This is a genomic window from Nocardioides asiaticus (assembly GCF_040049175.1).
Taxonomy (GTDB): Bacteria; Actinomycetota; Actinomycetes; order Propionibacteriales; family Nocardioidaceae; genus Nocardioides; species Nocardioides cheoyonin.
Map to the genome: position 1 here is coordinate 543,054 of NZ_JBDZDM010000003.1, position 26,007 is coordinate 569,060.

Below are 26,007 nucleotides of genomic sequence, written 5' to 3' on the forward strand. Positions count from 1 at the left end.
CCCCGCTCAGCGGCCCGCTGCCCGCTCGGCGACGAAGCGGAGCGCCCGCTCGTCGTCGTCGGGTCCCCCGCCCTCGTGGGAGTTGTAGGTCCACACCGAGATCTCCTTCGGCCCGGCCAGCTCGTGGTAGGCGCCGAAGACGGTCGACGGGGGACAGGTGGCGTCCATCAGCGCCGCGGAGATGAGCGTGGGACACGTGATCCGCCTGGCCAGGCCCACGCCGTCGAAGTAGCCGAGCGTGCCGAAGACCTCCTCGACCCGGTCGCGCATGGTCACCAGGTAGCGGCCGATCTCCTTGTAGGGCTCGCGGTCGGTGATCGTGCTGGCACGGCGGATGTCGCACATGAACGGCACCAGCGCGACCGCGGCTGCGACGTCGTCGCGCAGCGCCGCTGCGGCCAGCGACAGGGCGCCGCCCTGGCTCGCGCCGACGGTGACGACCCGGCCCAGGACGACGGGCGACAGTTCCCGCAGGGCGTCGACGGCGCGGACCGCGTCGACGTACAGACGCCGGTAGTAGTAGCTGTCGGGCGACTCGATCCCGCGCGTCATGACGCCGGGGATCGCGGGGCCGTCGGTGCCGACCGGGTCGGCGGTGGCACCACGGCGGTACGCCGCCCCCTGACCGCGGCTGTCCATCATCAGGTGGACGTGGCCGGCGGCCGACCAGAGCAGGTGCTCGAGGTGGTGGCCGCGCCCGCCGCCGTACCCCTGGTACTGCACGACGCCGACGCCGCTGGGCTCGATCCCGACCGGTACGTAGAGCCAGCCGCGCACCGGGTGTCCGCCGAAGCCGGCGAAGGTGATGTCGTGGACCTCGACGGTGGCCAGCGGAGACTTCACCGGGGTCGCGGTGACGGCAATCGGATGCCGGGCGGCGTCATCGAGGGTCCGGGACCAGAAGGCGTCGAAGTCCTCCGGCTCGGCGTAGCTGCTGCGGTAGCGCCACAGCTCCGGCTCGGTCAGGTCGACGTACACGATGCTCCTCGGATGGTGGGGCTCGAGATCTCCTCCGGCCAGGCGAGCGGGACACCGAGGGTGCCGGCGAGGACCCGCTGGTAGTCCTCGAAACCATGCTCCCGTACGCGGTGCGGCTCGGTGCCGGTCCGGGCGCATACCGCCCCGAGCGCCCCGGCGGCCTCCCCGACCGACCACTCGACCGGGTGCAGCCGGTAGGCGCCGTTGCTGATGTGGGTGGTGCCGATGTTCTTGGCACCCGCGACCAGGTTGCGCACCCGCACCGGAAGCAGCGCGCCGAGCGGGATCTGGAACGGGTGGCAGTCGATGTCGACGTACGATCGGCCGCCGGTGCTGGGGTGCAGATCGATGCGGTACCAGCCGATGCCGACGCTGTCGGCGAACTTCCGGGCCCCGGCCGGGCCGCGCATCTCGCAGCCGATGTCGCCCTCGGTCACGGTGGTCACGGCGCGGATCCGCAGCGACTCGCGGACGTAGGCCTCGCGGGCGAGGCCGTCGTCGGTGCCGAGGACGTCACCGCGAGGGCGGAGCTCCGGATAGCCGGTGTCGCCGTCGTGGCGGGGTGCCTCGGTCTGCAGCCAGTAGAGGAAGGACCGGGCTAGCTCTCTCGCCTCCTGCTCGGCGCGGGCGCGCTCGTCGGGGGGGACCCCGAGCACGGGCCGGTCCCAGTAGTCGGTCATCGGCCAGTTGACCAGGGTGATGTCGCGGGCGGCGGGCACGCCGGGCTCGGCGCGCAGCTGGGAGGCGGCCAGGATCCGCCGATAGTGCCACCAGTCCTTGGCGCCAGGGTGGTCCTCGCCGGCCGGGTCGTGCAGGAACATCGGCCGGTGGCGTGGCCGCAGCGTCACCGGGTCGACGTCCTTCCAGCCGAGCCGCGGACCTGGCCACCGCGGGTCGGTGGCCGCCCGCCACCGGTCGTACGCCGGCGGCCGCTCGATCGTGTGGGCCTCACCCGGGTGGTAGCTGACGGCGAAGCACCAGCTCAGCGCCTGCTGGTCGCGGGGGTCGGCCGTGGCGGGCGCGTGGAGCTCGCCGGTCTGGTCGCGGGACTCCGCGCCCACGACATGCTCGACGCCGAGCAGGGGGAGGAGGTCGCCGGTCTCGGTGGCGTCGACGTAGGTCGTCGCGGTGACCTCGTGGCGTCGGCCGGCCCTGCTGGTCGCCGTGAGGCCGACGCAGCGGTCGCCGTCGACCGCCGCGTCGGTGACCTCGTGACCGCGCAGGATGCTCAGCCGTCCGGCGGCGAGGAACGGCCCGAGGAGCTCCTCGACCACCAGCGCCGCGACCCGGGGCTCGTGGCACAGGGCGGAGACCAGGCCGAGGCCGGGATTCAGGTGCGGGTCGCGGCGGGCCCGCGCGGTGAGCGGGTACGCACGGCGATAGTGCTCGCGGATCGCCGTACGCAGGCCGGCGTACGAGCGCGCGACGTGGGGGCCCTCGATCCAGGGATGCTCGTCCGGGGGGACGCCCTGCGACGTGAGCTGGCCGCCCAGCCACTCGCCCCGCTCGACCAGCACGACGCTCGCCCCGAGGCGGCTCGCGGCGAGCGCGGCGGCCACGCCACCGAGCCCGCCGCCCACGACGGCGACGTCGTACCGCGGTCGCTCACTCATCCCTTGAGGCCCGTCTGCGCCAGGCCCTGGACGAACTGCTTCTGGGCGAAGAGGAAGACGATGAGGACCGGGATCACTGTCAGCGTGGTCGCGGCGAGCTGGGTGTTCCAGACGAGCTGGCCGTAGTTGTCGCGGTACTGCGTGAGCGCCAGCGGGAGGGTGAACTTCTCCTTGGAGGTGAGGTAGACCAGCGGCTCGAGGTAGGAGTTCCAGGAGCGCAGGAAGACGATGATCGCCACCGCGCCGACGGCCGGTCTCGCCAACGGGAACGCGATCCGCCAGAAGATCCCCCAGGGACCGAGGCCGTCGAGCCGGGCGGCCTCCTCCAGCTCCACCGGGAGGCTCAGGAAGAACTGCCGCATGATGAAGGTTCCGATCACGCTCGGTGCCCCGATCATCGGGATGACGATCAGCGGTACGTGCGTGTCGATCAGACCGGCCGCCCGAACCATCCGGAACAGCGGCACGATCGTGACCTCGGGGGGAACCATCACGCCGGTGAGCAGGACGAGGAACACCACGTTGGCGAAGCGGAACCGGATCCGCGCCAGGGCGTAGCCGGCCATGGAGCAGATCACGATGGTGCCGGCGGTGACCACCACGCCGATGTAGACGCTGTTCCAGTACTGCCTCGCCAGCGGCTGGGTCCGGAATGCGTCCAGGTACGGCTGCACCGTGAACGTGTGCGGCCACATCGTGGGCGGGGTCCCGACGATCTCGCTCATCGGCTTGAAGCTGGAGGTGATCATCCACCACGTCGGGAAGACGAACGGCACCGCCATCAGTGCCAGGAGACCGACGAGGACGCCGCGTCGAAGGACGTCAGGTCTCATCGAGCACCCACTTCCGCCGGGCCTGCCACTGGAGCAGCGTCAGGACCAGTACGACGACGAACATCAGCACCGAGACCGCGCTGCCGTAGCCGAAGTCGTGGTAGATGAACGCCTGCTGATAGAGGTAGTACACGAGCACTGTCGTGTCGTTGCCGGGTCCGCCGGCGGTGAGGATCGCGATCTGCGCGAAGACCTCGAGAGACCCGATGACCGTGAGGATCGAGACCATCAGGATGGTCGGCGAGATCAGCGGGATCGTGATCGATCGGAAGACCCGCCAGGCGCCGGCGCCGTCCAGCCGGGCGGCCTCGCGGAGCTCCTCGGGCACCACCTGGAGCGCGGCGAGGAAGAGGATCATGTTGAGCCCGACGCCCTTGAGCACCTGCACCACGATCACGGAGAGCATCGCGGTGGCCCCGCCGCGGAGCCAGTTCGGGCCGTCGATCCCCACCAGCTCGAGGAAGCCGTTGATCCCGCCGTGGTTCTGGAGCAGGAAGCCCCACACGATGCTCCACGCGGCGAGGGAGGCGACGACAGGAGAGAAGAAGATCGCGCGGAAGACGGTGCTCCCCGGGAGCCGCTGGTTGAGCATCAGCGCCAGGAAGAGCGCCAGCGTGACGTTGAGGACCACGAGGCCGAGCGAGAAGATCCCGCTCGCGACCAGGGCGTCGTGCATGCTCGGGTCGCGGAACATCCGCCGGTAGTTGTCCATCCCGCTGAAGGTGAACGAGTTGGTGAGCACCTGCCAGTCGTGCAGGCTGTACCAGACGACCATCACGAGGGGGACCGCCACGAAGGCGGCCCAACCCACGAGCTGCGGGGCGACGAACGCCACCCCCACCCAGCGGTCGCGCCGCTGCAGGCTGCTCAGGGACGTTCTCCCCGAGACGCTCGCAGCCGGCGAGACCGTACGGGCGGTGAGCAGGGCCACGGTCTCAGTCCTTCAGCAGCGGGGCGATCTGGTCGCACACGTTGCCGAGGACGCTCTTCACATCGGCATCCGGCTTCCAGAGATCGTCCAGGGCGATCCGGGTCGTCTCCTTGATCTGGGCGAAGTTCGGGTGCGACGGCTTCGTCACGGCGTCCTTGACGCCGTCGACTACGACCTCCTGGAGCTGCTTCTCACTGAGCAGGGGGTTCGACTTCTTCAGCGTCGAGGCCTTGATCAGGGACTGGCGCGGCGGCGGGAAGAAGCCGGCGAGCTTCTTGGCGCTGGCCGCGTCGGTGAAGTAGGCGAGGAAGTTCGCGGCGATGTCGGGGTGCGCCCCCTGGGCGAGTACGCCGATGCCGGCCTGGCCGATCACGTTCACATGGCCCTCAGGACCCGAGGGGAGCGGCACCAGGTCCCAGTGGAAGCTGCCGTCCAGGCCGGAGGCCCGGCTGACCTGGGTGACGGTCATCGCGGTCTTCCCGCCGAAGAAGTCCACGTCGGTGCCGGGACCCGGGATCGCGCCGTCCTTGAAGATCGCGTCGTGGATCCACGTCATCGCCTCGACCATCTGGGGGCTGTCCATGGTGCAGGTGGTCCCGTCATCGGACCACGGCGCCGCACCCCAGCTGTCCCAGACCTCCGCGAGGTTCTCCCAGTTGGTGTAGTCGAAGTCGCGGATGACCAGTCCGTTGTTGCCCGAGGTCTTCGCGACCGCGGCCGAGATGTCGCGGGCCTTGTCCCAGGTCCACTGACCTTTCGCCACCAGATCCGCGGGGTTCGGCTGGCCGGCCGCCTTGATGAGGTCGGTGTTGACGAAGACGCCGAAGGGGCTGTTGGAGAACGGGTAGGCGTAGATCGCGTCGCCGTCCCTCCACAGATCCAGAGCGTTGGGCAGCAGGTCGTCGAGGTCGTACCCCTTCGCCTTCTCGAGGTACGGGGTGAGGTTCGTCAGAGCGCCGCTCTTCACGAACTCGGGACCGTTGCTCTCGAGGATCCAGGCGAGGTCGGGCACGTTGCCGCCGGCGATCTGGGTGGTGAGGCCGACCATGTAGTCGTCACCCGAGACGGTCTCGAACTTCACGTCCTTGACCAGGTCCGGGTGCTCCTTGATGTAGCCGTCTGCGATGGACTCGAAGGTCTTGATCTGGGTCTCATCCGAGGTCCAGGTGGTCATCCGGAGGGTGACCGGGCTGTCGGGCTTCTCGGGCTGCCCCGAGGCGCTGGACCCGCCGCCGCACGCGGCGAGCGAGCTGGTGGTGAGGGCCGCTGCCAGGGCTAGGCCCCAGATGCGGAGGGAGCGTCGGGCCATCATGACTCCTTTGTGATGATGCGATGGTCGCTGGGTGATGCGGCGGACAGAGCGGTGCTTCCGGCCCCGGGGGCGGCCGTGGACCTGCCCACGACCAGCTCGACGGAGACGACCCGAGAAGACGGAGGCTCGGAGCTGCGGCCGAGGTCGGCAAGCGCGTCGACGGCCAGGGCGCCGAGGGCGGCGCGGTTGACTCGTACGGTGGTGAGCCGCGGGTCGACGTGGTCGCCGAACTGGTCATCGAAACCGGCGACCGAGACGTCGTCGGGGACGCGCAGTCCGCGCTCCCGCAGGCCGCGCACGGCACCCGTCGCGGCCGGGTCGTTGGCGCAGAAGACGGCGGTGAAGGCCCGTCCGTCGTCGACGAGGGCCTGCACAGCGGCCGAGGCGCCGTCCGGGGTGAGGTCGCAGTGGGTGACCAGTGCCGGGTCAGCGGCGATGCGGCGCCGCTCGAGCGCGTAGTGGTAGGCGGCGGTGCGCAGTCCGACGGAGTGGATCGCGTCGGCGTCGGGCAGGTCCTCGGCGAGCGGGCCGCCGACGTAGGCGATACGGGTGTGGCCGAGGCCGATCAGATGCTCCATCACCGCGAGCGAGCCGCCGAAGTTGTCGGAGTTGACCGTCGGAAGCGCCTGTCCCTCCACGGCGTTGTCGACCAGCACGAGCGACACCCCGAGCGCTCGGAGCTCGGTGACGGCGCTCGCCGGTGCCGGGCCGACCAGGAGTGCGCGCTCCGGGATGTCGCCGCCGAGCTGCTCGCTGACCGTGGTGCCGTGATCGAGGCCGTGAAGAGCGCGATAGGAGACACGGGCGCCGGACCGGCGGGCACGTTGCTCGGCGCCGTGCAGGATGCCGGCCCAGAAGTAGTCGAGCGAGGGCCGGTCCTCGTCGACCTCGCGAAGGGCCACGAAGAAGGTGATCTCCTCGCGGGCGGCACGAGGGCGGGCGGCACGGGCACGCAGTCGCTCGTAGCCGGTCTCCTTGACCGCGAGGAGGACTCGTGCTCGCAGCTCGGCGGCGACGTTGTCTTGGTCGTTGAGGACACGCGAGACGGTTCCGACGGAGACGCCGGCGTGCTCGGCGAGGTCACGGATGGTGATCTTGTTCATGAACCAGACCTTCGTTGCGTCAACTGTTCACGAATGGTTACATGACCTACGTCACACTGCAACCGGAACGCCCCACAAACTTCGGCGCGGTTTCGCTCCGAGTCAGCGCCGAGACAGGACGATCAAGTTCATGAACAGGAACCCTCGATGACCGGCCGCGCCGCGTCCGCGCTTCGCGCCGCCGTGTACGTCGCCGGCGGCGGTCTCGGCGGTGTGTCCGCCGCCGGCGCCCTGGCCGAGCGGGGCTGGTCGGTGATCATGACCGAGCCGACCGACTGGATCGGCGGCCAGCTGACGAGCCAGCTGGTCCCGCTGGACGAGCACCGCCATATCGAGCGGACCGGCGCCAACGCCAGCTACCGGCGGCTGCGCGACGGCATTCGCGACTACTACCGGCGTCACTTCCCGCTCACCGAGGCCGCACGCCACGACCCGTACCTCAACCCGGGCCACGCCTGGGTCAGCCCGGTCTCGGCGGACCCGCGCGTCGGCGTCGCCGTGCTCGAGGCGATGCTCGCGCCCCACCTCGCCAGTGGGAGGATCACGTTGCTGCGACGGCACGAGCCGGTTGCCGTGCACGTCGCGGGCGACCGGGTCGCCGGAGTCCAGGTCCGGGACCGGGAGTCCGGTGACCTGCGGGAGATCGAGGCGGCGTTCGTCCTCGACGCCACTGAGCTAGGCGACCTGCTGCCCCTGGCGGGGGTCGAGCACGTCAGCGGCCGCGAGGCGCGTGCGCAGACGGGCGAGCCCAGCGCGCCCGAGACCGCCGACCCCACCGACATGCAAGCGGTCACGTGGTGCTTCGCCGTGGAGCACCTCGAGGGTGAGGACCACACCATCGACCGGCCGGCGACCTACGACTTCTACCGGACCTGGGAACCCGAGCCGTGGCACGGTGGCCGCATCCTCGACTTCGGCGGGCCTGCGGAGCACCGCGGACCCCGACGCCGCTACACGCTCACCATCAACCCGAAGGACGCCGAGATCGACCTCGACCATCGGAACATGGGACCGACCCCGGAGCTGTGGACCTACCGACGCATCGCGGCGCGCGAGATGTTCCGGGACGGCGCCTTCCGCAGCGACATCACGGTCGTCAACTGGCCGATGAACGACTACGTCGGTGGCCCGCTCTTCGGGGTGCCGGACGCGCAGAGTCGTTGGGAGGGCGCCCGGCAGCTGAGCCTCTCACTGCTCTACTGGCTGCAGACCGAGGCGCCTCGCCCCGACGGCGGCGTCGGCTGGCCCGGGCTGCGCCTGCGCGCCGACGTCGCCGGCACCTCGGACGGACTGGCGAAGATGCCCTACGTCCGCGAGTCCCGCCGGATCGCAGCCCGGCGAACCATCGTGGAGCAGGACGTCGACCGCGCCTTCCGTGACGGGCGCGGGGCCGAGCGCTACCCCGACTCGGTCGGCGTGGGCCACTACTTCTGGATCGACCGGCACGCCAGCACGGGCGGTCGCACCGGGTCGGGCGGGTTGCCCGAGCCGTTCGAGATCCCGCTCGCCGCGCTGGTGCCCGTGCGGGTGCGCAACCTGCTGCCGGCGGCGAAGAACATCGGGACCACCCAGATCACGAATGGCTGCTATCGGCTGCACCCGGTCGAATGGTCGATCGGCGAGGCGGCCGGCACGCTGGCGGCGTACTGTCTCGGCACCGACACCGAGCCGCACCAGGTGAGCGAGACGCCGTCACACATCGCCGCCCTGCAGAGGGACCTCGTCTCGGCCGGCGCGCAGCTCCACTGGGCCGGGGAGACCTGGTGAGCACCTCGGAAGGCCGGGATCCCGCCGGCGATCTCGCCCGGGGTCTCATCGGCCGGCCCTCGCCGGCCCTCGCCGGCGGGCCCCAGCAGTGGCTCGGCGTGAACTACCTGTCGCGGCGTGGTGGGCCCTTCATGTGGCGCGAGTACGACGACGCCGTCGTGAGGGAGGAACTCGCCCGGCTGCGGGAGGACGGCGTGCGCACGGTCAGGTCGTTCATGTTCTGGCCCGACTTCCAGCCCGCACCGGACACGGTCGACGACGATTCGGTCGCGGCCCTGGCCGCGTTCCTGCGGGCCTGCGACGACACCGCTCTCGGCACCGTGCCGACGTTCCTGGTCGGCCACATGTCGGGCCAGGACTGGGACGTCGCGTGGCGTCAGGGACGAGACCTGTACACCGACGCCTTCATGCTCGGCCAGCAGGCCTTCTTCATCCGCGAGCTGGTGCGTCGGCTCGGCCCCGCACCGGCGTTGCAGGGGTGGCTGATCAGCAACGAGTTCACCAACTACGCGGGCAGCGCGACGCCCGACGCGGTGCGGGCGTGGGCGATCATCTGCACCTCGGCGGTGCGCGCGGGCGGGTCGACGCTCCCGGTCTCCCTCGGCGATGGGGCCTGGACAGTGGAGACGACGGGGCGTGAGACCGGCTTCCGGCTGCGGCGCCAGCTCGACCTCGTCGACTTCGCCGGGCCGCACTCCTACCCGGCCGACGACGACCGCACCCGGCTGCACCTGGCGGGAGCGCTTGCCTGCGAGCTCGCGAGCTTCGGCCTTCCCGTGGTGCTCGAGGAGTTCGGGGTCAGCTCCAGCCTCGCATCGGACGACAACGCCGCGCACTACTACCGCCAGACCCTGCACACGAGCCTGCTCGCCGGCGCCACCGGCTGGCTGGCGTGGAACAACACCGACTACGACCTCGGCTCGATCGACCCGTACCGGCACCACCCCTTCGAACTCCGCTTCGGGCTCTACCGCACCGACGGCACCGCCAAGCCGCAGCTGGGCGAGATGACGGCCTTCGCACGCCTGCTCGAGCGGATCGACGCCGACCGGTGCACTCGGTCGCCCACGGCGACCGCGGTCGTCATGCCGTCGTACGTCGAGCCGTACCCGCATGTCCCGGCGTCCGAGCAGGAGGCCGTACCGCGGATCGTCGGGCACGCCTACGTCGCCGCGAAGCGTGCGTCGCTGGCCCCGGCCCTCGTCCGCGAGCTCGACGGCGACCTCGCCGCAAGGCTGGTCATCGTCCCGTCGGGCAAGGCGCTCACCGCGCCGACCGTGACGCGGTTGCTGGACCACGCGCGGTCGGGGGCAATCGTCTACCTGTCGTGGTTCGCGGGTGTCAGCGGCGAGCATCCGGGTTCCTGGTGGTCGGATCCCCGGGAGCTGGCGGGGATGGCGAACCGGATGACCTTCGGACTCAAGGAGCCGGTGCCCGATGTCGTGACCTTCCGCTTCGAGGAGGAACTCGGCGACCTCGGCCCCGGCGACGTGTTGACGTTCCCCGTCGCCGGCGTCGACGAGGCCCGATCGATGCTCGCCCTGGACGAGAAGGATGCCGAGCCCGATGCAACCGTGGTCGCCCGCGACGACCTCGGCCGTCCCGCGCTCGTACGCCGCCGGCTCGGCGCCGGTTCGGTGCTGGTGAGCACCTACCCGGTCGAGTACTTCGGCTCGGTCCGTCCTGCGGCGCACGAGGACGACGCCGTCCGGGTCCTCTACCGCGCCCTCGGCGTGGAGGCGGGCGCCGGGCACGAGCCGCGGCCGGAGGACGAGCGCGCGTTCAGCGACTCGCTGGTCCGGGACGACGGACGGCGCTTCGTCTGGTTCGTCAACTCCTCGGCCGACACGTTCAGGCTGCCGCTTCCCGCCGGGCACGACCTCCTCTTCCCCGCAGGCGCGCTCGAGGAGGACGGCGCGCTGCTGCTGAGGGCATACGGCGTGGCGGTGCTGGCCGGGCACGTGGGGGCTCCGGAGTCACCCTAGGGTGATGCCGTGTCCGCTTCGCCCGATAGCTCGCCCCAGACCCTGCCCGTGGCCGTCCTGTGGGACATGGACGACACGTGGGGTGCTCTGAGGCACTTCCAGGGACGTTGAACTACACGTTACCGCAGGTCAGCGGCATGGTCGCTGGGTTCGACCTGCATTGAGCGACATAGCGAACCATCCCGGTTCCGGGCGGATAGTCGCATGGATAGTCGCATGAGGACGACTACTCCCAGTCGGTCTGCGGGTCGACGTGCAGCGTCGGATCCATCCGCTCGTGCAGGACGCGGCCGACGGCGAGCAAGTCATCCTCATCGCGGCAGAACAGGAGATGGCGGGGCGTCTTGACGCGTTCGCCCCTGCTTTGGGTCGCACTGTTGGCCAGATGCCAGCTCTTGACGCCGTCGCCGATCTCGGGGCGCGACTTGAACCGGCCGTCGGTGCGATCGCTCGAAGCATGCCTGAGTGCCGCACGGATGAGTGCGTCGTAACGGACGCGGGCCGCGGCGCCGAAATGCTCCTCGGACCACTCCAGAATCTCGCCGATGTCGTCAGCCGCAGCGCGGCTAACGCGGAATCCGCTCATTGCCGGCGCGCAGCTACCCGCTCTGCAGCACGCGCGCTGAGACCGTCCATGAACGCGTCGAGCTCCTCGTCGCTGTTGATCTCGGTGTAGTGACCCTCGTCGAGGTCGTCGAAGCCCTTCTGCACCTCCGAACGGAGCGTCTCGAGCTTCTCTGCTTGCGTGCGACGTTCCCTCTCGAGGAGACGGAGGCCCTCGTGGACCGCTTCGGTGGCGTCGGCGTACACGCCATCCCGGACCAGCTTGTCGATGAGCTCGATCTCGTGCTGGGAGAACTCGATGCGCTGCGCGGCCATGTCTGTCACCTCCGTCGGCGTGGTGATGCTTCCGAGGTCGATTCTAGACACTCCTGATGCTGCGCTCCGGGATACCGATCGCAACGCCCCGCGGACAACTGTCCTCTGTCTGGTTCGCCAGTTAGGACCGCGGGGCTTTGTCATGCCAGCAGCTGGCTATAGCTGAGGCGCCTCGGAAGGGGTCCCGCGGGACGCCGGGCGGTGCAGAATCGCCGTGTGAAGGTCGGCTCGGCTTTGCCCGGGCGAAGCGGGGCCGGAGTCCGGGGGCGGCCGAAGTCGCTCTCGGAGGGTCCGGACGACGTCGAGGTCGGATGCGCGGGTGACGGGGATGAACTTCTCCGCGGCCGGGATGATCAGGTGCTTGGCGCCGGTTCCGAGCTTCGGGATCGTGATCCGTTCAACGAAGGCGCCGCGGTCGATCCCGTCATCGACGATGTCGGCGATCCGGTGGTCGATCCGGTCGAACAGGGTCTGGAAGCCCGCGAGGACGCGCGGCTCGATGATCGTGTCCGGTGGCAGCGCGCGAACCCTTGCGCTGGCGTTCGCTGCCTCGCCAACGGCCGGGGCGCCGTGACCGAGCCGACCGCCGATGTTGCGGAGCTGCTGCTGGATGACGGCGTACGTCGTCCCTCGAGCGCTCCAGCGTGCGGCGTAGTCGCCATTGATCCGTTCGGCCATAGGCGTGAGTGAGTTGGAGACCTGACGTTGGGAGTCGACGATCAAGCGCAGGTTCATGGCGTTGGGGAAGGACCGCAGGTGCACGAGCAGGTTGTGCTCGGCCTGAAGCACGCCGAGTACGCCGGGCCGGACCGGGCCGCGGAGGACCTTGGTGCGCGGCCGCCACCCTGTCTGGTCGACGCTGTAGTCGGGTTGCCCGAGGCTGACGTCAAGCGCGGTGGCGAGAGCGGCCCAACCGAGGCGGCCGCGATCGGCGAGCTTCTCCCAACCCGGTGTGTTCGAGTAGCGGTGGTCGAGCACTACCAACGCCTGGGTGATGGCGGCGACGTCGCCGACCAGTGCTTCGGCTTGCGCGGCGGTCAGCGCCACCGCGGCGCTGCCGTTCGTGTCGTGCTCGGCCAACGCTGCGGCGCTCGCGACGCTCCTCCAGTGCTCGACGACAGCGTTATCGCTCGGGGCACTCAGCATCTCCAGGGTGGCGTTGCCTGCTGTGGAGGATTCTTGAGCGGCGTGAAGGGCGCGGGCGAGTTCGGAGGCTACGGCGCCGGATTCGTTCGACGCCCGGAACGGGTTCGCAGGTGCGGGCAGTGCCGTGCTGAACACGAGCGGCTTCGCGGCGAGCACAGCTTGGGTGCACCAGGAGAGGACGGTGTGTCGGTAGCGGAGGATGAGCAGACCAGCTGACTCGCGGTCACCTGACGGCTGGCTTCCGCTCGGGTCCAGCCGGTGCTGGACTCGATGCTGGCGAAGGAGTGCGGCGAGTTCTGTCCGCATCCGGTCACCGTTCTCCCCGTACATCACAGACGGTCCAGACTGTGCGCCTCGTCGAGCCGGGCGAGCAGCAGCTCGATGTCGAGCGCATCGAGCCCGTGGCCCAGCAGTTCCTCGACGGCGGAGTTGGCGACGGCGAACAGGACATCGCGACTCGTGGTGAGTCCGTCGGTGGACAGGGCGGGCGACTCGTCCCCGTGGAGACGGTCGAGCTCGATGAGCACGTACCCGTACGCCGACGATGCCTCGACCGAGCGGGCGTTGTCGGCCAGGGCGGCGATGTAGGAGCGTGCTTCGACGAGAGTCTGTGCGTGGGCGAGGTCCATGGCTCGCCTCCTTCGAAGTTGGTTGTCTCGACGGTGAATCGGAAACGCCTCGGTGTTCGCTGTCGGAACCGGATGCTGTGGATCGGAACAGCGCCTCAACGTCTGTGGCGACGAAGCGGTCAGCCGACGAGCTGCTGCCGCGCGATCGCTTCGATGCGGGATCGGCGCAGGAGGTCGGCGCGGACGAACTCGTCGAAGTCGGCGGCCCGGTCGCGGATCTCGACCTCAGCGCCCGGAGCCGCTGCGGGTTCGCCGGGCCAGGTGGTCTGTCGCGTCGGTCGGTCTCGGTCGAGTCGGGTGCCGCATTGAGCGACCCAATCGCGGAGCCGGTGTCGCGTGTCGGCGAAGTCGCGCATCCAGGAGATCGGTGCCGACGGCGACGCCGTCTCGTCGTAGCAAGCCAGGAAGTGCGTGTGGAGGGCCGAGAGCTCCCAGATCAGCTCGTCGTGGCGGTGCCAGTTCGGCGGGACGATCGAGGGCGGCAGGCCGAAGGTCGTCTTGAGCCAACGGACCCAGGCATCGAGATCGCGCCATTCCGCCTCGGCCTCATCGGCGTCGAGCAGGTTCCAGTTGACCGCGCTCGGCACGACGGCGCGTGAGGCCGGACGGTCGTCGGGCTCGTACGGCTCGTCGTCGAAATCGCTCATCGGAACCGTCCCTCAGAAGCCGACCGCTGGAGTCGGCGCAGTGGGGGAGGGTGTAGCCGGCTGATCTGCTGCAGGAGCGAGTCGGCGTCGCTTCACCTCGTAGTCGGTGCGGTTCGCGTTGTGCCCGATCTTGCGGGCCACAAACTCTTCGCGGATCTCGCCGGTGCGCTCGTGCGCGTACTCGTGGACGTAGCCGCTGGCGATGAACGAGTCGCCCTTGCGGAAGCGGGCGTACGCCTCGCGTGCGGTGCTCTCGAAGGCGACCATGTCGTGGAAGGTCGGATCGAGCTTCGTGAACGAGCCGTCGACCTCCTTGCGCCACTGCTCGACGCCGACGCGCACCCGGAGGTATTCGGCGCCGGCGCTCGTGAAGCGCAGGTCAGGATCGCTGGCGATGAAGCCGGCCAGACTCATCTGGGTGGGGATGGACATCGTGACTCCCGAACTCGCGCGGCACACCGGGTTGAGGCCGCTCTTGTGAGTCAGGTGCGCGCAGTACTCCATGCGCTCAAGGGGTGACACGGCGCGGGTCACAGGGCTTGCGCTACCCGACCGGCGTGAGGCGCCGGAAATTGTCAGTGACTCATGCGAATGTGTCCGCGTGACCGAGCGACCAATCAGCTTCGAGCGCTCCCGCTGGATGCGCTGCGGATCCTGCCGTCACCAATGGTCTGTATCGGCGGAGTGGCTCGTTCGGTTCGAACGGGCTGAGGCGGCGTGCCCGGTCTGTAGTACCGACTGCACTTCAGAAGACCGCCCTGACTTCTGGGTGGATCCGGCGGATCCGGTGGACGACGACTCCTTGATGCGAGGGTTCTACTGGTACCACTCTTCGACGCACGAGGTCTGGCCGGACAGGAACTTCGATCCCGCTGCGGAGTTGACCGCGGAGACGAGGCGCCGCATGACGGCGATGTGTGGCGTCGGCGCTGTCGAGCGATGGGCGGAACGGCAGAAGGCCAAGGCGCTCCACCTTGGCACGTATGAAGCTGCGGTCGAGAACATGTTCCGCCGTATGCGGGACCAGCCTGGTGGTTCCGATCAGTTCTACCTCTACCGAGTTCAGCTCGACCCCGATTGCGTCATCGAGCCAGGCATCCACCGGGAGCCCACCGACTGGCTCGGCGACGCGCAGTTGACCGACGTCTGCTCTCCAGGATCCAACGTTCTCCGCTATGTGAACGTCCACGAGGACCGGTCGAGTGTCTCCCTTGCAATGGAGCCGAGCGCGGTTCGCGCTGTGCAGAGGATCCCCATCCCGCGGCCGTGCGACGCCTCCGATCCTTGGATCGCCACTGCGGCTCAACGCCTACTCGTCGCGGCCTCCCAGCCTCGGACCGAGCCACGTGACGGACACCCCAGGTGGCGGAGGCGGGCGGAGTCGCCGCTTCGGTCCGAGATCCGCGTGCTCGAGTTGGAGGTCGCCGAGAAATTGCCGTCGACGCTGAATGAGAGGTTCAGCCTTGACTTGAGCGAAGAGTCCCTGGCGGACGCGCCGAGAACCGTGCCCATGAGACTTGTAGGCATGACCCGCCTCGTGACGAACCCGGAGGCCACCCTCGCCGCGCTCGACGCCCAACCGTGGCAAGCCCTTATCTCACCCGAGGGCGTGTCATGAAGGACTCGGGGCGGCACTGCGCCGGCCACGGTGCCAACGCCTGTCATCGCTGAGTCCATGCACGCAGCGTCGTGACGATCGGTGGGGCGCTGCGCAGCAGGACGAGCCCGGTGCCGAAGGGCAAAGTCCGAAGCCGCTCGGGAGGCATGACTGCGACCCGCCGCGTTGAGCGTTGTAGTGACCGCGAGCCGTAGTCGCCGACGCTGATCGTGTCGGTCAGATCGTCGCGCTCACCGATCAGAGTCGACAGCTCTTGGAGGTCCTTGGAGGCGGAGGAACCGCCGAGGATGACCTTGACGATCGCCGCGTCCCAGATCGCACTGGCCGCGTGATCGCCCCACCTGTCGCGCGCCTGCGACAGCGACTGCAGGACAGGCACCGTCGTGATTCCCGTGCCCCCGCCTTCGGCCATCAGCACGGGCAGGGACGGCAGGGGAGAGAGGTTGCCGATCTCGTCGAGCGCCAGCAGAAACGGTGGGTCGAGACGGGCGCCTGGTGATGCGGCGGCGAGGTGCCGGGCGGTCTCGGCGATGTCTTCGATGAACGCGGCGACCAGTGCCCACGACGCGCCGGCGCCCGCCCCGGTTGCCAGCAGGTAGAGGGTGCCGTTGGAGGTAAGGAACCGGCACGGGTCGAACTCCTCGCCGGGAGCGGGGCTGACGGAGTCGAGCACGCGCGGATCGGCGAGACAGCCGAGGGCCTGCGAGACGCCCATCCAGATGGAGTCGCGGGTCCGAGGATCGGCGTTGATCATCGAGTCGAGCGACTCGGCCCAGCCGGTCGCTGCTTCCGGTCGGCTGGCCAGGATGCCGACGGCATCAGCGGCCGCAGCGGGGGAGAGCGACCATTCGAAGAGTGCCCGGGTCGGAAGTCCTTCCAGCGCGGCGGCGTGCAGCAGTGCTTGAAGCGCCGCCCGCGTCTTGCCTTCCCAGAAGCCGCCGGCCTCGACCCCGCCGGACGACAGCCCGGTCGACGACGCCAGCCCCGTCGCCCGGATCATCGCGGTCAGGGGGTCCTGGCATCCCCGGACCGGTGACCACCGCAGGCGTCCCGGCAGCCCGAGCTCGGCGGTCAGCCGTTGCGGGTCGAAGACGGCGACAGGCCCTCGTTTGCGGCGTACGTCGATGGTCGCAGCGATGTTGTCCGGGCGGGTCGACGTGGTGACCACGGCTCCGGGTGCGTCCAGGATGGCGTTGATGACGAGGTGCAGGCCCTTGCCGGAGCGTGGTGGCCCGACGACGAGCATCGAGTCCTCGACGGAGGCCCAGATCTCCCTGCCGCGGGCGGAGCCGAGCAGATACCCGACATCGTTCGCCCGAGGCTTCGTGAGCGATGGCCGCAGTGTCCGGCCACGGCGTACGAGCGCGGCCTTGGACGCCACCGGAGCGATGTCTCGAGCGGTTGCAGTCCCGACGATCCGGCGGGGGTCGTGCTGGGAGCGGTGCCGAACCCCGGCCGCCATCCGCCACCCGGCGACCACCACTCCGCAGGCGGATGCGAGCAGCACGGCGACGACGCTCCAGTAGAGGACAGCTGAGAGCCGGGGCGCGTCCATGGCGGTTGCCGGGTCGAGCGGGTCAGCGAGCACCCTCAAGCCGGCGGCCAGGCCGCCGCGCGGTGCTGACGATCCGACGATCGCAGCCGCGAGGGAGCCAGCCGCACGAAGCAGTGCTGCGATCACGAAGATGGCGCCGACCGCGGCGAGGGCGAGGTTGACGAGTTCGTCGTCGATACGCCGGCTGCCCGCGTTCACGACGGTGCCTCGATGAGCGTGCCGACGTGAGAGTCGAGTCCGAACAGCAGCATCGCCCCATCCCGCTGGGCCAATGCTGCAGCCGGGAGATGCAGAACCGCGGCTCCTTCGGCGTCCGCGGTCTGTTGGAGCAGTACATACGCCACCGCAACGCGCTCGCCTGGATGAAAGCCGACACCGCGCACGCCCACGCCGGAGTGCGCCGCGGTGGCGGCCACGTCGTCTGGTGGCTGCTCGGTGGGTGTCGCGATGTCGCAGTACGTCGTGCCATCGGCTTCGGTGACCTCTACCCGGACCGGTGTGCCGACTTCACGGGTGAGGTCGGTGAGGACGCGGTGCAGGTCTCCGCGTCGTGGGCATTCGACCGAGTCGTGCGGAACGCCGTCGAGGGTGACGTGTAGTTCCCCGGTGTCATCGATCCGTACGCGTGCGACGGGCAGTACGACAGGGATGTTCATAGTCCGAGCACCGCCCCATCGCGACCTACGCCGGTCTCGACCGGTGCGAGGTGGCGATGCTGGGCCAGGGCCTCGCGGTCGAGCCCGGGCGGATTGCCGTCCCCCACCTGGGCAGTCTCGAGCTTGTCGAGAATCCCAACAGCCGCGGCGCGGACGCGCTCGGCAGTCGACTGCACGACTTCGGCTGGCGACCTGCCCGGCACGGACGACGCCCAGGTCGAGACGTAGGGGACCGTGTAGGAACTGGTGTCGAAGCCATGGGCCGCCCCGATCATCAGCGCGACGGACTCTGCTTCCACCTCGGCGATGCCGCGGTGGAGTACGGCGTCCGCAGCGAGGGCGCCGGAGATGTTGCTGCTCTTCGGCTCGTGCAGGAGGACGTGGCCGAGCTCGTGGGCGAGGGTCTTGGTCTGGGCGGCGTCGTCCATGTCCATGCGCACGGAGACCTCGCGGCTGAGGAAGTCGGTCAGCCCGTTGGCTCCGCCGATCGGTGCCGCGGTCGACACGAGCCGCAGCTCGTACCCGGCGCCGGTGATCTGGTCGGCGAGCCCGTCCCACAGTCCGTCGGGAGCCTGACCGGTCAGCAGGGCTGGTCGGGGTAGCTCCGGGATCGGGTCGCCGTCGGTCTGCGAGACGTCCCAGACATGGGTGGGCCGTAGGCCGATCATCTTCGAGCGGACCGTCTCACCGGGCCGGGGTCGTTCGGCTCGAGCGAGGCGGCGCCAGGAGTCCGGGTCAATAGGCGCCGGGGAGGCGAAACGGGCGGTGACGGGTGCGAGGATCCCGTAGCCGGACTGGCCCTTCATGACGTGGCGACCCAGGCTGAGCCACTGCTTGAACCCGGCGACGTACGTCGGTGTCGGCTCGGGCACGCGGCCCTCGCCGTACGCCGCGTAGTGCTGTGAGTAGATCAGCACGGTGTTCGAGAATGACCGTCCTCGGAACCGCGCGGCGAAGGTCATCGCGCGCCTCCAGTCCTCACCGGTGACGAGCGCGGCGACGGCGTTACCGAGCTCGTGTTGGAGGCGCTCGAGCTTCGCGTCGCGGGCGGCTCGGTCGCGACCCTGAGTGTTCATGACGCCTGGCTCCCGATCATCCGCCCGGTCGTGTCGAAGAGCGCGAGCTCGGCGGGATGCATCTGGTGCTGGACGACGAAGGACCGGTGCTTGATCCGCCACAGCCCCTGGCCGGTGCCGAGTGTGGGGATCAGCGCCTGCTCGGTCCCGGTGAGTCCCAGCGCGGCTGAGGTCGGGCCGAGCTGGTCGGACTCCTGGCGGTACACGATGCGGGTCTCGGCGTTCGCGAGCAGCGAGGAGGCCAGGGCGCGCATGGCGGAGCCCTGGTCGCCGACGTTGTCGAGGTCGGAGAGCTTGTGGAAGATCAGCATGTTGGCGATCCCGTAGTGCCGCGCGAGGCGCCAGTGGGCGTCCATCCGCCGCAGGAGCGCCGGGTGGGACATGAGGCGCCAGGCCTCGTCGTACACGACCCAACGCTGGCCGCCGGAAGGGTCCATGAGCGCGGACTCCATCCAGGCCGACGCACACGTCATCAAGACCGAGATCAGGGTGGCGTTCTCGGCCACGCGGGACAGGTCGAGGGAGATCATCGGCAGCGACGGGTCGAAGGACACCGTCGAGGGTCCGTCGAAGAGGCCGGCGAGGTCGCCTGCGACCAGGCGGCGCATGGCGTGGCCGACGAGCCGTCCGTCCTCGGTGAGGCGTCCGTCGTGGTCGTCGCTCCGGTCGGGTGCCAACAGGTGGTCGACGACCATCGGGAGGACGGGGACGTCTGTTGAGTGGACGGTCCGGTCCAGCGCGAGGTCGACGGCGGTGTGCTCCAGCGGCGTCAGGCGGCGGTCGAGAACGGTCTCGGCCAGGGCGCCGATGAGGTCCCGGCGTCGGCTGGTCACCTGACTGGCCCATTGGACGTCGTCCAGCCCCGAGGGGCGGTGACCCTCGTCGAGCGGGTTGAGCCGGTTCGGCATCCCGTGGCCGAGCGCGATGGCCTTGCCTCCAACGGCTTCGGCGACGGGCGTGTGTTCGCCCTTCGGGTCGCCGGGGACGTAGACGCGGCGGCCGAACGGGATGGATCGGGTGTAGAGGCTCTTCGCCAGGCTCGACTTGCCGGAGCCGACGATGCCCGCGAGCACGAGGTTTGGGGCGGTGATGAGGCCGCGGGCGTAGAGGACCCAGGGGTCGTAGACGAAGGACGAGCCCGAGTAGAGGTCCTGGCCGACGAAGACCCCCTCGCTGCCGAGCCCGCCTTCCGCCAGGAACGGATACGCGCCGGCGAGGGTGGCTGAGGTGTCCTGGTGGCGGCGGAGTCGCAGCCGTCCCGGGGTGCGGAGTGCTGCCGGTCCAGGCTCGCCGGCTCGGGGGAGTACGACGGTTTCGCTTCGCTCGGCCGCGAGGTCGTCAGCCTTCTGCTTGGCGATCGCCCGCCTGACCGCGCGGTCCTCGGCCAGGAGCGCCCGGGCTGAGGCATTGCGGAGCTTCCTGTTCCGCCGCTTCTCGCGGCCCGGTGAGACCAACACGCTGGTGTGGAGACGGTGCTCGTCCTGCCAGGTGTTCACAGCGACAGCCCAGGCTCACGCGTGGATCGCGACGGCGGCGCCACGAGGCTGGGATAGTCACGGACGTCGTACGCGATCGTCGCCTCGACCTCGTGCGCACGGTCGATCCCGGCGGCGACCTGGTGGACCATCTCCGCGGCCCGGTGAAGTTCCCAAGCGACTTGGTACGACGCCGCGCGGCCCGTCCGGGCGTCGCCCGTGACCCAAGCTCGCTTGCGTGCGGGTCCCTCGTGGAACTCGCCGATCTGATGCAGCGACTGCGCCAGCGAGGCGAGAGCATTGCTGAGGTCACCTAGGACCGGATAGATGTCAGTGGGGTCTTCGAGGGTGCGGGTCTCATGCGCTAGTCGACGCAGTGCTTCACGGGCATCCTGAGCATGGCTGCGTGGTCCGTTGTACGACGGCATTGGGTCCTCCCAGTCGAGTGAGCTTCAACAGGGAGGTGCGCACTGCGCTCCTGAGCTGCCTACCGACCGGCGCCTGTCGACGAGGTGGAACCTCAAACGGTGCTCAGCTGTCGTCGACACGTGGGCTGCGTGGCACCTGGCGAGCGTCGGTTGAGGTCGCATCGGTGCCATCGCCGTGGCGGTGGGTATTCGCATCGTGATCGTGGTGGTCGTGGTTCGCGGCCCGGTGATCATGACCGCCATGGCCTGAGCGCTCGCTTTGGTCGTGATCGCTCATGTCATCCGGGCCGCCGCCCATCATGGACAGCATCTCCCGCCCACCGGTCGCGAAGAACCGGATCAGCAGGGCCGCGGTCAGCAGGATGAAGACGATGTTGAGGATCGTCGTGTAGTTCCACCGGATCGACTGCTCGGCAACCTGGGCTGTGCCGTGATCGGGCTGCAGCCCGAGGCCGCCGAAGATGCCCTCGACGAGGTAGCCGGCGATCACCATGGTCACGTAGAAGGCGCCGAGGAGGACGAGCATCATCTTGGTGCCGTAGTACTTCCGGTAGATGACCAGAATCGGCAGGATGATCAGGTCGGCGAACATGAACGAGATGACCCCGCCGAAGCTGATCCCGCCGTTGTAGAGCACCGCGGCGAGGGGGACGTTGCCGATCGAGCAGACGAAGCTCAGGATCGCGATGATCGGGCCGAGGATCGGACCCCAGATCGCGGACAGCACCCGATGGTCACTCAGGAACAGCGTCTGCCAGAACGAGTCCGGCACCCAGGCTGCGACGGCGCCGGCGATGAGCAGGCCGATGATGATGTCGCGAACGACAGCCGCCCATTCCATGACATAGATGTGGGCCACCGAGGTGAAGCCGGCCGGGCTGAGCAGTCGGTGCATGAACGATCCGTCCTCCTGGACCGACATGTCCATCGCGGCGTGGCCCTCCATCGACCCGGCCAGTCCCCTCTCGGCCTGCTCGCGGGCGGCGTCGACGAGCCCACGGCTGACGAAGATTCGGAAGGCGACGGCGATCAGGATGATCAGGATGGGGCCACCGACGAACTCGGCGAGGGTGAACTGCCAGCCGAGTAGGAGCGCCATGATGATGCCCAGCTCGATGACGAGGTTGGTGCTGGCGATCTGGAAGACGATGGCGGCCGTGAAGCTGGCGCCCTTGCGGAACAGCGAGCGGGCCAGGGCCACCGCGGCGTAGGAGCACGACGAACTGGCCACCCCGAGGCCGGACGCCTTTGCGAGCGTGGCTGGCCGGTCGTCGCCGAGCGCTTGGACGATCGTCTGGCGGCGTACGACGGCCTGCACGACCGCGGAGAGGGCGAAGCCGAGGATGAGCGACCAGATGATCTGCCAGGTCATCGATCCAGCCATCTTCAGCGCATCCACGACGTGATCGAGTAAGCCCATGTCGTTCCCCTCTCTCTATCCGTCGGTTCGGGTGGTGAGTACGGCGTAGACGTTGCCGAGGATCTGGCGGCGCCCCCAGAGGATCTGGTCCAGGGGGACGGTGGTGTTGCGGCCGCCGAGGGTGATGAACCCGAACACGCCGGTGCCCTTGCCGAGGTGCAAATGCACGGTGGGGTCGGCGGGGTTCTCGATGGCTTCGACGGCCCCGATGACCTGTCCATCGGGGCCCAGGAGTTGCGCGCCCTGATATTGACCCCACACTTGCTGGGGAGGAGCCTCGGGGGAGGTGGCGGTCTGCGTGGCGCTGCTCGCCTGGTCGAGTGCCTGGCCCGCGGTGGTCAACTGGGTCCCGGCCGCATCAGGGTTGCCGTTCCACAAATTCTCGCGGGCGGTCTCGATCGCGTTCACCGTGGCGACGTAGGCGGTCTTGAGCGGACCGGAGGTGTTCTCCTGACCCACCTGCGCGAGCCGGTAGGCGGCGTCGAGGGCGTGGCTGGCGTCGCTGCGGTGCCCGGATCGCAGGTTCGCCAGCGCGGAGGCCGCGGTCTGCTGGAGCCCGGTGGTCAGCGCGGCAAGGCCGGGCGCCGCGGTGCTGGCGGGTGCGGTCGAGCCCGCGCTCTGAACTGTGGGGACGCTGGCGGTGGTACGCCACTGGGTCGCCCACGCGAAGAGGGCGAGCAGGACGAGGCCCAGGACCCACATGGTGATGACGACGCCGATCTTGGCGGGCGTGGCGGTGACGGTCTTGATGCCGCTCATGTCCTCAGTGCTCCATCTCCATGCCGTGGCCGTGCTTGTAGCCGACCTTGATGAGCAGGTAGTTCATCGGATAGGTGATGACGAAACCGACGAAGAGGCCCAGTGCTGCGAAGCCCCAGAAGCCGTAGGTCCACGGGTAGGGCTGGGCGGTGATGGTCAGCGGGGTGACCACGCCCATGACCAGGCCCATCCCGGCCATCACGGCGAGCATGGAGAACCACTCGCCTCGGAACGCCATCCACATGATCCGGGGCCAGGAGTCGGACATCATCGTCATCGACTTGTACTGGAAGATCAGCGTGCCCATCAGATAGCCGACGAGATACTCGAACCACCACTCCTGCCAGAACGAGACCTGGGCGATGCGGGCCAGGATCATCGCGGTGATGATGCCGATGCCGTCCCCACCGACGCAGTGGATGACGGCGCCGGTGGTCTGGCGGAACCAGTTGGCGCGCACGTAGGCGTTGTGCTTCTCCATCTTGGCGTCCTCATCCCCGGCCGCGCCGATGCCCGGGGCGCGGGCGGTGAGGAAGTACAGCGCGAGACCGACGGGCCCGAAGAACAGCACGATGATGGGCCAGGCCCAGCGCATCGCGGTCTTGAGCGGGGTGTTGACGTGGTACGCGTCCGAGACCACCCAGACCGCGCCGGCGACGCCGATGACGTAATACGGGATGACGAACCACGCCTCGGCGAGGAACGCCAGCCATCCGAGTCCGACCATGATCTTGTTCTTCCTGTCTCCGGGCTGGGCGCTGAGCCAACCGACCGGGTGCGTCAGATGTCGGCCGACTCGTCCTCGGCGGATCTGTGCGACATCGCGATGAGTCGGTGCAGGCAGTGCTGTCGCAATGGCTCGGGGAACCCCTCGGCCAGCCGGTAGAACGCCATCCGGCCCTCCTTGCGTCGGGTGACGAGACCGGCGGTACGCAGCACCCGAAGGCCGTAGGAGGCGGCGTCCTCGCTCACCCCGAGGGCTAGGGCGAGGTCGCCGACGCAAAGCTCGTCGACCTCGTCGAGTGCATACAACAGGCGCGCCCGTGTCGGGTCGGCCATCAGGGTGAGCACGCTCGCCAGCCGGTCACCCTCCTCGGCCGAAGGCAGGCGGGCCCGGGCACGTTCGACCCGTTCGGGGTCGACCGGGTGCGCGCCGTCCGGGAGCCCCGGCGTCGATTTGCCGGTCGCCGTCATAGTCGTCCGTTCCTCCACGGCCTCCTAGTACCCGCACACCCGTGCCATCACACGGATAACTCGCACGGGCCCGGGTACCCAACTAAGAGGCGACAGCGGGACCGACGGGTGCACCAGCGAGGGTCACCGACGCTGTCCAATCGGGAGGAAGCATGACTCACACCAAGATGCTCGAGGCGTACCCCAAGGACCTCGGCGGTGTCGACAAGAACAAACTGGCCGAGTGCATCGAGGCCTGCTACGAGTGCGCCCAGACCTGCACTGCCTGCGCGGACGCCTGCCTGAGCGAGGACATGGTCGCGGAGCTGACCAAGTGCATCCGCACCAACCTCGACTGCGCCGACATCTGCCTGACCACCGGCAACGCCCTCTCGCGTCACACCGGGTACGACGCCAACCTGACCCGCGCGTTCCTCGAAGCCTGTACCACCGCCTGCAATGCCTGCGGCGACGAGTGCGGCAGCCACGCCGACCAGCACGAGCACTGCAGGATCTGCGCCGAGGCCTGCCGCCGCTGCGAGCAGGCCTGCCGCGACCTCCTCACCAGCCTGGGCTGAGACGGCAATGGCTCCGGCGGCCGGCAGGAGGGCGGACCACCCGGATGCGGGTAGTCCGCCCTCCCTCTCTATGCCGGGACGCCCGGCCGGCGGCTTTAGGCGGAGCGGAGAAGCTGCCTCATGGTGTCGATCTGCTTCGACTGGGAAGCGATGATCTGACCGGCCAGATCGATCGCGGGCTGGTACTGCCCGTCGCTCTGCTCAGTGCGCGCCATATCGACGGCGCCCTGGTGGTGCTTGATCATCATCTCCAGCCACATCTTCTGGAAGTCGGCGTCCGAGGCGTTCTTCAGCTTCGTCATCTCCTCGTCGGTCATCATCCCGGCCATAGGCGAGGAGCCCATGCTGCCCATGGGGTCCGTCGAGCCCGACATGCTCGGCATGCCGCTCATGTCCCCCATGCCGGAGCTCGCGCTCGCTGAGGGGCTGGCAGACGGACTCGGCATGCCCCAGGAGGACAGCCACCCGGTCATCGTCTGGATCTCCGGGGTCTGGGCCGCTCGGATGTCGTCGGCCAGGGTCTGGACCGCCGGGTTGAGCGTGCGGCCCTCGGTCAGGTCGACCATGGCGAGCGCCTGCTTGTGGTGGGCGATCATCTCGGTCGCGAAGGTGACGTCGGCGTCGTTGTGCGCGGTGGCGGCCATGGTGGTCGAGTCGCTCATGCTGCTCGACGCAGTGGTGTTGTCAGCGCTGTTGTTGCCGCCGCACGCCGAGAGCGTGACGGTCAGGCCGAGGCCCACGGCGCCGACCATGACGGCGGTACGGCGACGGGCAGGGGTACGCAGGTTGTGCATGAAAGTTCTCCTTGCAAGAGAGGAAGTGTCATCGAGTTCGTTCGCACCCGTGCGAGCCGGGGCGCGCGCAAAGCGCGGTCGTGACCGGCACGGCGAAGACGCAGCGTCCTCGTCTGTCGACGACGGGTCACGACCTGGTGCCTGTCAGCACCTGATGACGGAGAACTCCCACACTGGTGGCGGCCCGGTCCTGGCGTAGTCCAGGAGCCGGCGCACAATGGTGCCGTCCCGGCGTGGCGCTCCAAGCCATGCGCACTTCAGACGGCGGTGCGCCAGGAGGGCGAGGAGCGCACCGGCAGCCGCGGTCAGCACCGCGATGCACAGCATCAGCATTCCGCCCATATCAGGGCAGCCGGCGTGGACGGGTGAGGCAGTCCGGGACGGCGCAGCCTTCATCGGCCCGGTCCCGGCGCTGGCGTGCCCCATCGCGGCCATGCCGGGCGAGGCGCCCGTCGCCCCGTCGCCGGCCGGTAAGGAGCTCTCGGTTGCGCCGCACCCGATGCCGGCCACGAGGGCGTGCATGCCGAAGATCCCGGCCACCAAGGCGGCGATGAGCAGCGTGAGAAGCGTCGGGCGCCTGCCCGGCAGTCCCTGCATCGCCATGCCGTGCACAGTCCTCATCGTACGGAGGTGCAATGTGCTTCTGCCTTCA

Annotated in this window: 27 protein-coding genes; 4 read left to right on the forward strand and 23 right to left on the reverse strand. The window is 69.2% G+C overall.

All coding sequences use genetic code 11. The features are described from left to right. Positions 1–6: 6 nt before the first annotated feature. The 6 genes from ABLE53_RS13160 to ABLE53_RS13185 are packed head-to-tail and all read right to left on the reverse strand — an operon-like array spanning position 7 to position 6,770. The gene (locus ABLE53_RS13160; RefSeq protein WP_348859403.1) at positions 7–978 is read right to left on the reverse strand and encodes an acetylxylan esterase; all 972 of its coding nucleotides are present in this window, start codon (positions 976–978) and stop codon (positions 7–9) included. Then, positions 963–2,591 carry an FAD-dependent oxidoreductase gene (locus ABLE53_RS13165; RefSeq protein ID WP_348859404.1) on the reverse strand — a complete coding sequence of 543 codons (1,629 nt, stop codon included), beginning with the start codon at positions 2,589–2,591 and terminating at the stop codon, positions 963–965. Before ABLE53_RS13165 ends, ABLE53_RS13160 begins: the two co-directional genes overlap by 16 nt. Then, complete coding sequence (locus ABLE53_RS13170) at positions 2,588–3,424, reverse strand: carbohydrate ABC transporter permease (RefSeq protein ID WP_348859405.1); 837 nt, start codon at positions 3,422–3,424, stop codon at positions 2,588–2,590. The genes ABLE53_RS13165 and ABLE53_RS13170 overlap by 4 nt, the downstream gene beginning before the upstream one ends. Beyond that, positions 3,414–4,355 (reverse strand): carbohydrate ABC transporter permease, encoded by a 942-nt coding sequence (locus tag ABLE53_RS13175; RefSeq protein WP_348859406.1) that lies wholly within the window; start codon positions 4,353–4,355, stop codon positions 3,414–3,416. Before ABLE53_RS13175 ends, ABLE53_RS13170 begins: the two co-directional genes overlap by 11 nt. 4 nt (positions 4,356–4,359) lie before the next feature. Next, positions 4,360–5,664, reverse strand: coding sequence for an ABC transporter substrate-binding protein (locus ABLE53_RS13180; protein WP_348859407.1), 1,305 nt, complete (start codon positions 5,662–5,664; stop codon positions 4,360–4,362). After that, positions 5,664–6,770: a LacI family DNA-binding transcriptional regulator gene (locus ABLE53_RS13185; protein ID WP_348859408.1), complete on the reverse strand. Its 1,107-nt coding sequence runs from the start codon at positions 6,768–6,770 to the stop codon at positions 5,664–5,666. Before ABLE53_RS13185 ends, ABLE53_RS13180 begins: the two co-directional genes overlap by 1 nt. 147 nt (positions 6,771–6,917) lie before the next feature. On the opposite strand from ABLE53_RS13185, the gene ABLE53_RS13190 reads away from it, so the two are divergent. Together ABLE53_RS13190 and ABLE53_RS13195 are read left to right on the forward strand one after the other, a co-directional pair. After that, positions 6,918–8,537 carry an FAD-dependent oxidoreductase gene (locus ABLE53_RS13190; protein WP_348859409.1) on the forward strand — a complete coding sequence of 540 codons (1,620 nt, stop codon included), beginning with the start codon at positions 6,918–6,920 and terminating at the stop codon, positions 8,535–8,537. Beyond that, positions 8,534–10,522 (forward strand): hypothetical protein, encoded by a 1,989-nt coding sequence (locus ABLE53_RS13195; protein ID WP_348859410.1) that lies wholly within the window; start codon positions 8,534–8,536, stop codon positions 10,520–10,522. The genes ABLE53_RS13190 and ABLE53_RS13195 overlap by 4 nt, the downstream gene beginning before the upstream one ends. A 226-nt stretch (positions 10,523–10,748) precedes the next feature. Here ABLE53_RS13195 and ABLE53_RS13200 read toward each other — a convergent pair whose 3' ends face one another. From ABLE53_RS13200 to ABLE53_RS13225, 6 genes are all read right to left on the reverse strand, one after another. Next, the gene (locus tag ABLE53_RS13200) at positions 10,749–11,108 is read right to left on the reverse strand and encodes a type II toxin-antitoxin system RelE/ParE family toxin (RefSeq protein ID WP_348859411.1); all 360 of its coding nucleotides are present in this window, start codon (positions 11,106–11,108) and stop codon (positions 10,749–10,751) included. Further along, the gene (locus ABLE53_RS13205) at positions 11,105–11,401 is read right to left on the reverse strand and encodes a ribbon-helix-helix domain-containing protein (RefSeq protein ID WP_348859412.1); all 297 of its coding nucleotides are present in this window, start codon (positions 11,399–11,401) and stop codon (positions 11,105–11,107) included. The genes ABLE53_RS13200 and ABLE53_RS13205 overlap by 4 nt, the downstream gene beginning before the upstream one ends. A 156-nt stretch (positions 11,402–11,557) precedes the next feature. Continuing rightward, positions 11,558–12,853, reverse strand: coding sequence for a hypothetical protein (locus ABLE53_RS13210; RefSeq protein WP_348859413.1), 1,296 nt, complete (start codon positions 12,851–12,853; stop codon positions 11,558–11,560). 23 nt (positions 12,854–12,876) lie between these two features. Further along, positions 12,877–13,176 (reverse strand): hypothetical protein, encoded by a 300-nt coding sequence (locus ABLE53_RS13215; protein WP_348859414.1) that lies wholly within the window; start codon positions 13,174–13,176, stop codon positions 12,877–12,879. Between the two features lie 119 nt (positions 13,177–13,295). Next, positions 13,296–13,823: a hypothetical protein gene (locus ABLE53_RS13220; RefSeq protein ID WP_348859415.1), complete on the reverse strand. Its 528-nt coding sequence runs from the start codon at positions 13,821–13,823 to the stop codon at positions 13,296–13,298. A 12-nt stretch (positions 13,824–13,835) separates the two neighbouring features. Then, positions 13,836–14,255, reverse strand: a complete 420-nt coding sequence (locus ABLE53_RS13225; protein WP_348859416.1) for a single-stranded DNA-binding protein — start codon at positions 14,253–14,255, stop codon at positions 13,836–13,838. Positions 14,256–14,610: 355 nt separating this feature from the next. On the opposite strand from ABLE53_RS13225, the gene ABLE53_RS13230 reads away from it, so the two are divergent. After that, positions 14,611–15,441, forward strand: coding sequence for a hypothetical protein (locus tag ABLE53_RS13230; RefSeq protein WP_348859417.1), 831 nt, complete (start codon positions 14,611–14,613; stop codon positions 15,439–15,441). Between the two features lie 43 nt (positions 15,442–15,484). Here ABLE53_RS13230 and ABLE53_RS13235 read toward each other — a convergent pair whose 3' ends face one another. The 9 genes from ABLE53_RS13235 to ABLE53_RS13275 all read right to left on the reverse strand — a co-directional run bounded on the left by ABLE53_RS13235 (position 15,485) and on the right by ABLE53_RS13275 (position 24,004). Then, positions 15,485–17,194 carry a type IV secretory system conjugative DNA transfer family protein gene (locus ABLE53_RS13235; RefSeq protein ID WP_348859418.1) on the reverse strand — a complete coding sequence of 570 codons (1,710 nt, stop codon included), beginning with the start codon at positions 17,192–17,194 and terminating at the stop codon, positions 15,485–15,487. Continuing rightward, positions 17,191–17,652, reverse strand: a complete 462-nt coding sequence (locus ABLE53_RS13240; protein WP_348859419.1) for a hypothetical protein — start codon at positions 17,650–17,652, stop codon at positions 17,191–17,193. Before ABLE53_RS13240 ends, ABLE53_RS13235 begins: the two co-directional genes overlap by 4 nt. Next, positions 17,649–18,728: an ArdC-like ssDNA-binding domain-containing protein gene (locus tag ABLE53_RS13245; RefSeq protein WP_348859420.1), complete on the reverse strand. Its 1,080-nt coding sequence runs from the start codon at positions 18,726–18,728 to the stop codon at positions 17,649–17,651. The genes ABLE53_RS13240 and ABLE53_RS13245 overlap by 4 nt, the downstream gene beginning before the upstream one ends. Continuing rightward, complete coding sequence (locus ABLE53_RS13250) at positions 18,725–20,224, reverse strand: ATP-binding protein (RefSeq protein WP_348859421.1); 1,500 nt, start codon at positions 20,222–20,224, stop codon at positions 18,725–18,727. The genes ABLE53_RS13245 and ABLE53_RS13250 overlap by 4 nt, the downstream gene beginning before the upstream one ends. Continuing rightward, positions 20,221–20,631 (reverse strand): hypothetical protein, encoded by a 411-nt coding sequence (locus ABLE53_RS13255; protein ID WP_348859422.1) that lies wholly within the window; start codon positions 20,629–20,631, stop codon positions 20,221–20,223. The genes ABLE53_RS13250 and ABLE53_RS13255 overlap by 4 nt, the downstream gene beginning before the upstream one ends. Positions 20,632–20,734: 103 nt before the next feature. Continuing rightward, on the reverse strand, positions 20,735–22,051 hold the full coding sequence (locus ABLE53_RS13260) for a permease (RefSeq protein ID WP_348859423.1): 1,317 nt from the start codon (positions 22,049–22,051) through the stop codon (positions 20,735–20,737). 15 nt (positions 22,052–22,066) lie between these two features. Further along, positions 22,067–22,810: a hypothetical protein gene (locus tag ABLE53_RS13265; protein WP_348859424.1), complete on the reverse strand. Its 744-nt coding sequence runs from the start codon at positions 22,808–22,810 to the stop codon at positions 22,067–22,069. 4 nt (positions 22,811–22,814) lie between these two features. Beyond that, positions 22,815–23,537 carry a DUF4396 domain-containing protein gene (locus ABLE53_RS13270; RefSeq protein WP_348859425.1) on the reverse strand — a complete coding sequence of 241 codons (723 nt, stop codon included), beginning with the start codon at positions 23,535–23,537 and terminating at the stop codon, positions 22,815–22,817. 53 nt (positions 23,538–23,590) lie between these two features. Continuing rightward, positions 23,591–24,004 (reverse strand): ArsR/SmtB family transcription factor, encoded by a 414-nt coding sequence (locus tag ABLE53_RS13275; RefSeq protein ID WP_348859426.1) that lies wholly within the window; start codon positions 24,002–24,004, stop codon positions 23,591–23,593. Between the two features lie 152 nt (positions 24,005–24,156). On the opposite strand from ABLE53_RS13275, the gene ABLE53_RS13280 reads away from it, so the two are divergent. Continuing rightward, on the forward strand, positions 24,157–24,561 hold the full coding sequence (locus ABLE53_RS13280; RefSeq protein ID WP_348859427.1) for a four-helix bundle copper-binding protein: 405 nt from the start codon (positions 24,157–24,159) through the stop codon (positions 24,559–24,561). Positions 24,562–24,656: 95 nt separating this feature from the next. On the opposite strand, the gene ABLE53_RS13285 is transcribed toward ABLE53_RS13280, so the two are convergent. Then, the gene (locus ABLE53_RS13285) at positions 24,657–25,355 is read right to left on the reverse strand and encodes a DUF305 domain-containing protein (RefSeq protein WP_348859428.1); all 699 of its coding nucleotides are present in this window, start codon (positions 25,353–25,355) and stop codon (positions 24,657–24,659) included. A gap of 144 nt (positions 25,356–25,499) precedes the next feature. Next, on the reverse strand, positions 25,500–25,976 hold the full coding sequence (locus tag ABLE53_RS13290; RefSeq protein WP_348859429.1) for a hypothetical protein: 477 nt from the start codon (positions 25,974–25,976) through the stop codon (positions 25,500–25,502). Positions 25,977–26,007: the final 31 nt, after the last annotated feature.

Coding starts and splice junctions, on each gene's coding strand:
- ABLE53_RS13165 (WP_348859404.1), bottom strand. CDS start 2,591: ATGAGTGAGCGACCGCGGTACGACGTCGCCGTCGTGGGCGGCGGGCTC.
- ABLE53_RS13170 (WP_348859405.1), bottom strand. CDS start 3,424: ATGAGACCTGACGTCCTTCGACGCGGCGTCCTCGTCGGTCTCCTGGCA.
- ABLE53_RS13180 (WP_348859407.1), bottom strand. CDS start 5,664: ATGGCCCGACGCTCCCTCCGCATCTGGGGCCTAGCCCTGGCAGCGGCC.
- ABLE53_RS13185 (WP_348859408.1), bottom strand. CDS start 6,770: ATGAACAAGATCACCATCCGTGACCTCGCCGAGCACGCCGGCGTCTCC.
- ABLE53_RS13190 (WP_348859409.1), top strand. CDS start 6,918: ATGACCGGCCGCGCCGCGTCCGCGCTTCGCGCCGCCGTGTACGTCGCC.
- ABLE53_RS13200 (WP_348859411.1), bottom strand. CDS start 11,108: ATGAGCGGATTCCGCGTTAGCCGCGCTGCGGCTGACGACATCGGCGAG.
- ABLE53_RS13205 (WP_348859412.1), bottom strand. CDS start 11,401: ATGGCCGCGCAGCGCATCGAGTTCTCCCAGCACGAGATCGAGCTCATC.
- ABLE53_RS13210 (WP_348859413.1), bottom strand. CDS start 12,853: ATGCGGACAGAACTCGCCGCACTCCTTCGCCAGCATCGAGTCCAGCAC.
- ABLE53_RS13215 (WP_348859414.1), bottom strand. CDS start 13,176: ATGGACCTCGCCCACGCACAGACTCTCGTCGAAGCACGCTCCTACATC.
- ABLE53_RS13220 (WP_348859415.1), bottom strand. CDS start 13,823: ATGAGCGATTTCGACGACGAGCCGTACGAGCCCGACGACCGTCCGGCC.
- ABLE53_RS13225 (WP_348859416.1), bottom strand. CDS start 14,255: ATGTCCATCCCCACCCAGATGAGTCTGGCCGGCTTCATCGCCAGCGAT.
- ABLE53_RS13240 (WP_348859419.1), bottom strand. CDS start 17,652: ATGAACATCCCTGTCGTACTGCCCGTCGCACGCGTACGGATCGATGAC.
- ABLE53_RS13245 (WP_348859420.1), bottom strand. CDS start 18,728: ATGAACACTCAGGGTCGCGACCGAGCCGCCCGCGACGCGAAGCTCGAG.
- ABLE53_RS13255 (WP_348859422.1), bottom strand. CDS start 20,631: ATGCCGTCGTACAACGGACCACGCAGCCATGCTCAGGATGCCCGTGAA.
- ABLE53_RS13260 (WP_348859423.1), bottom strand. CDS start 22,051: ATGGGCTTACTCGATCACGTCGTGGATGCGCTGAAGATGGCTGGATCG.
- ABLE53_RS13265 (WP_348859424.1), bottom strand. CDS start 22,810: ATGAGCGGCATCAAGACCGTCACCGCCACGCCCGCCAAGATCGGCGTC.
- ABLE53_RS13270 (WP_348859425.1), bottom strand. CDS start 23,537: ATGGTCGGACTCGGATGGCTGGCGTTCCTCGCCGAGGCGTGGTTCGTC.
- ABLE53_RS13275 (WP_348859426.1), bottom strand. CDS start 24,004: ATGACGGCGACCGGCAAATCGACGCCGGGGCTCCCGGACGGCGCGCAC.
- ABLE53_RS13280 (WP_348859427.1), top strand. CDS start 24,157: ATGACTCACACCAAGATGCTCGAGGCGTACCCCAAGGACCTCGGCGGT.
- ABLE53_RS13285 (WP_348859428.1), bottom strand. CDS start 25,355: ATGCACAACCTGCGTACCCCTGCCCGTCGCCGTACCGCCGTCATGGTC.
- ABLE53_RS13290 (WP_348859429.1), bottom strand. CDS start 25,976: ATGAGGACTGTGCACGGCATGGCGATGCAGGGACTGCCGGGCAGGCGC.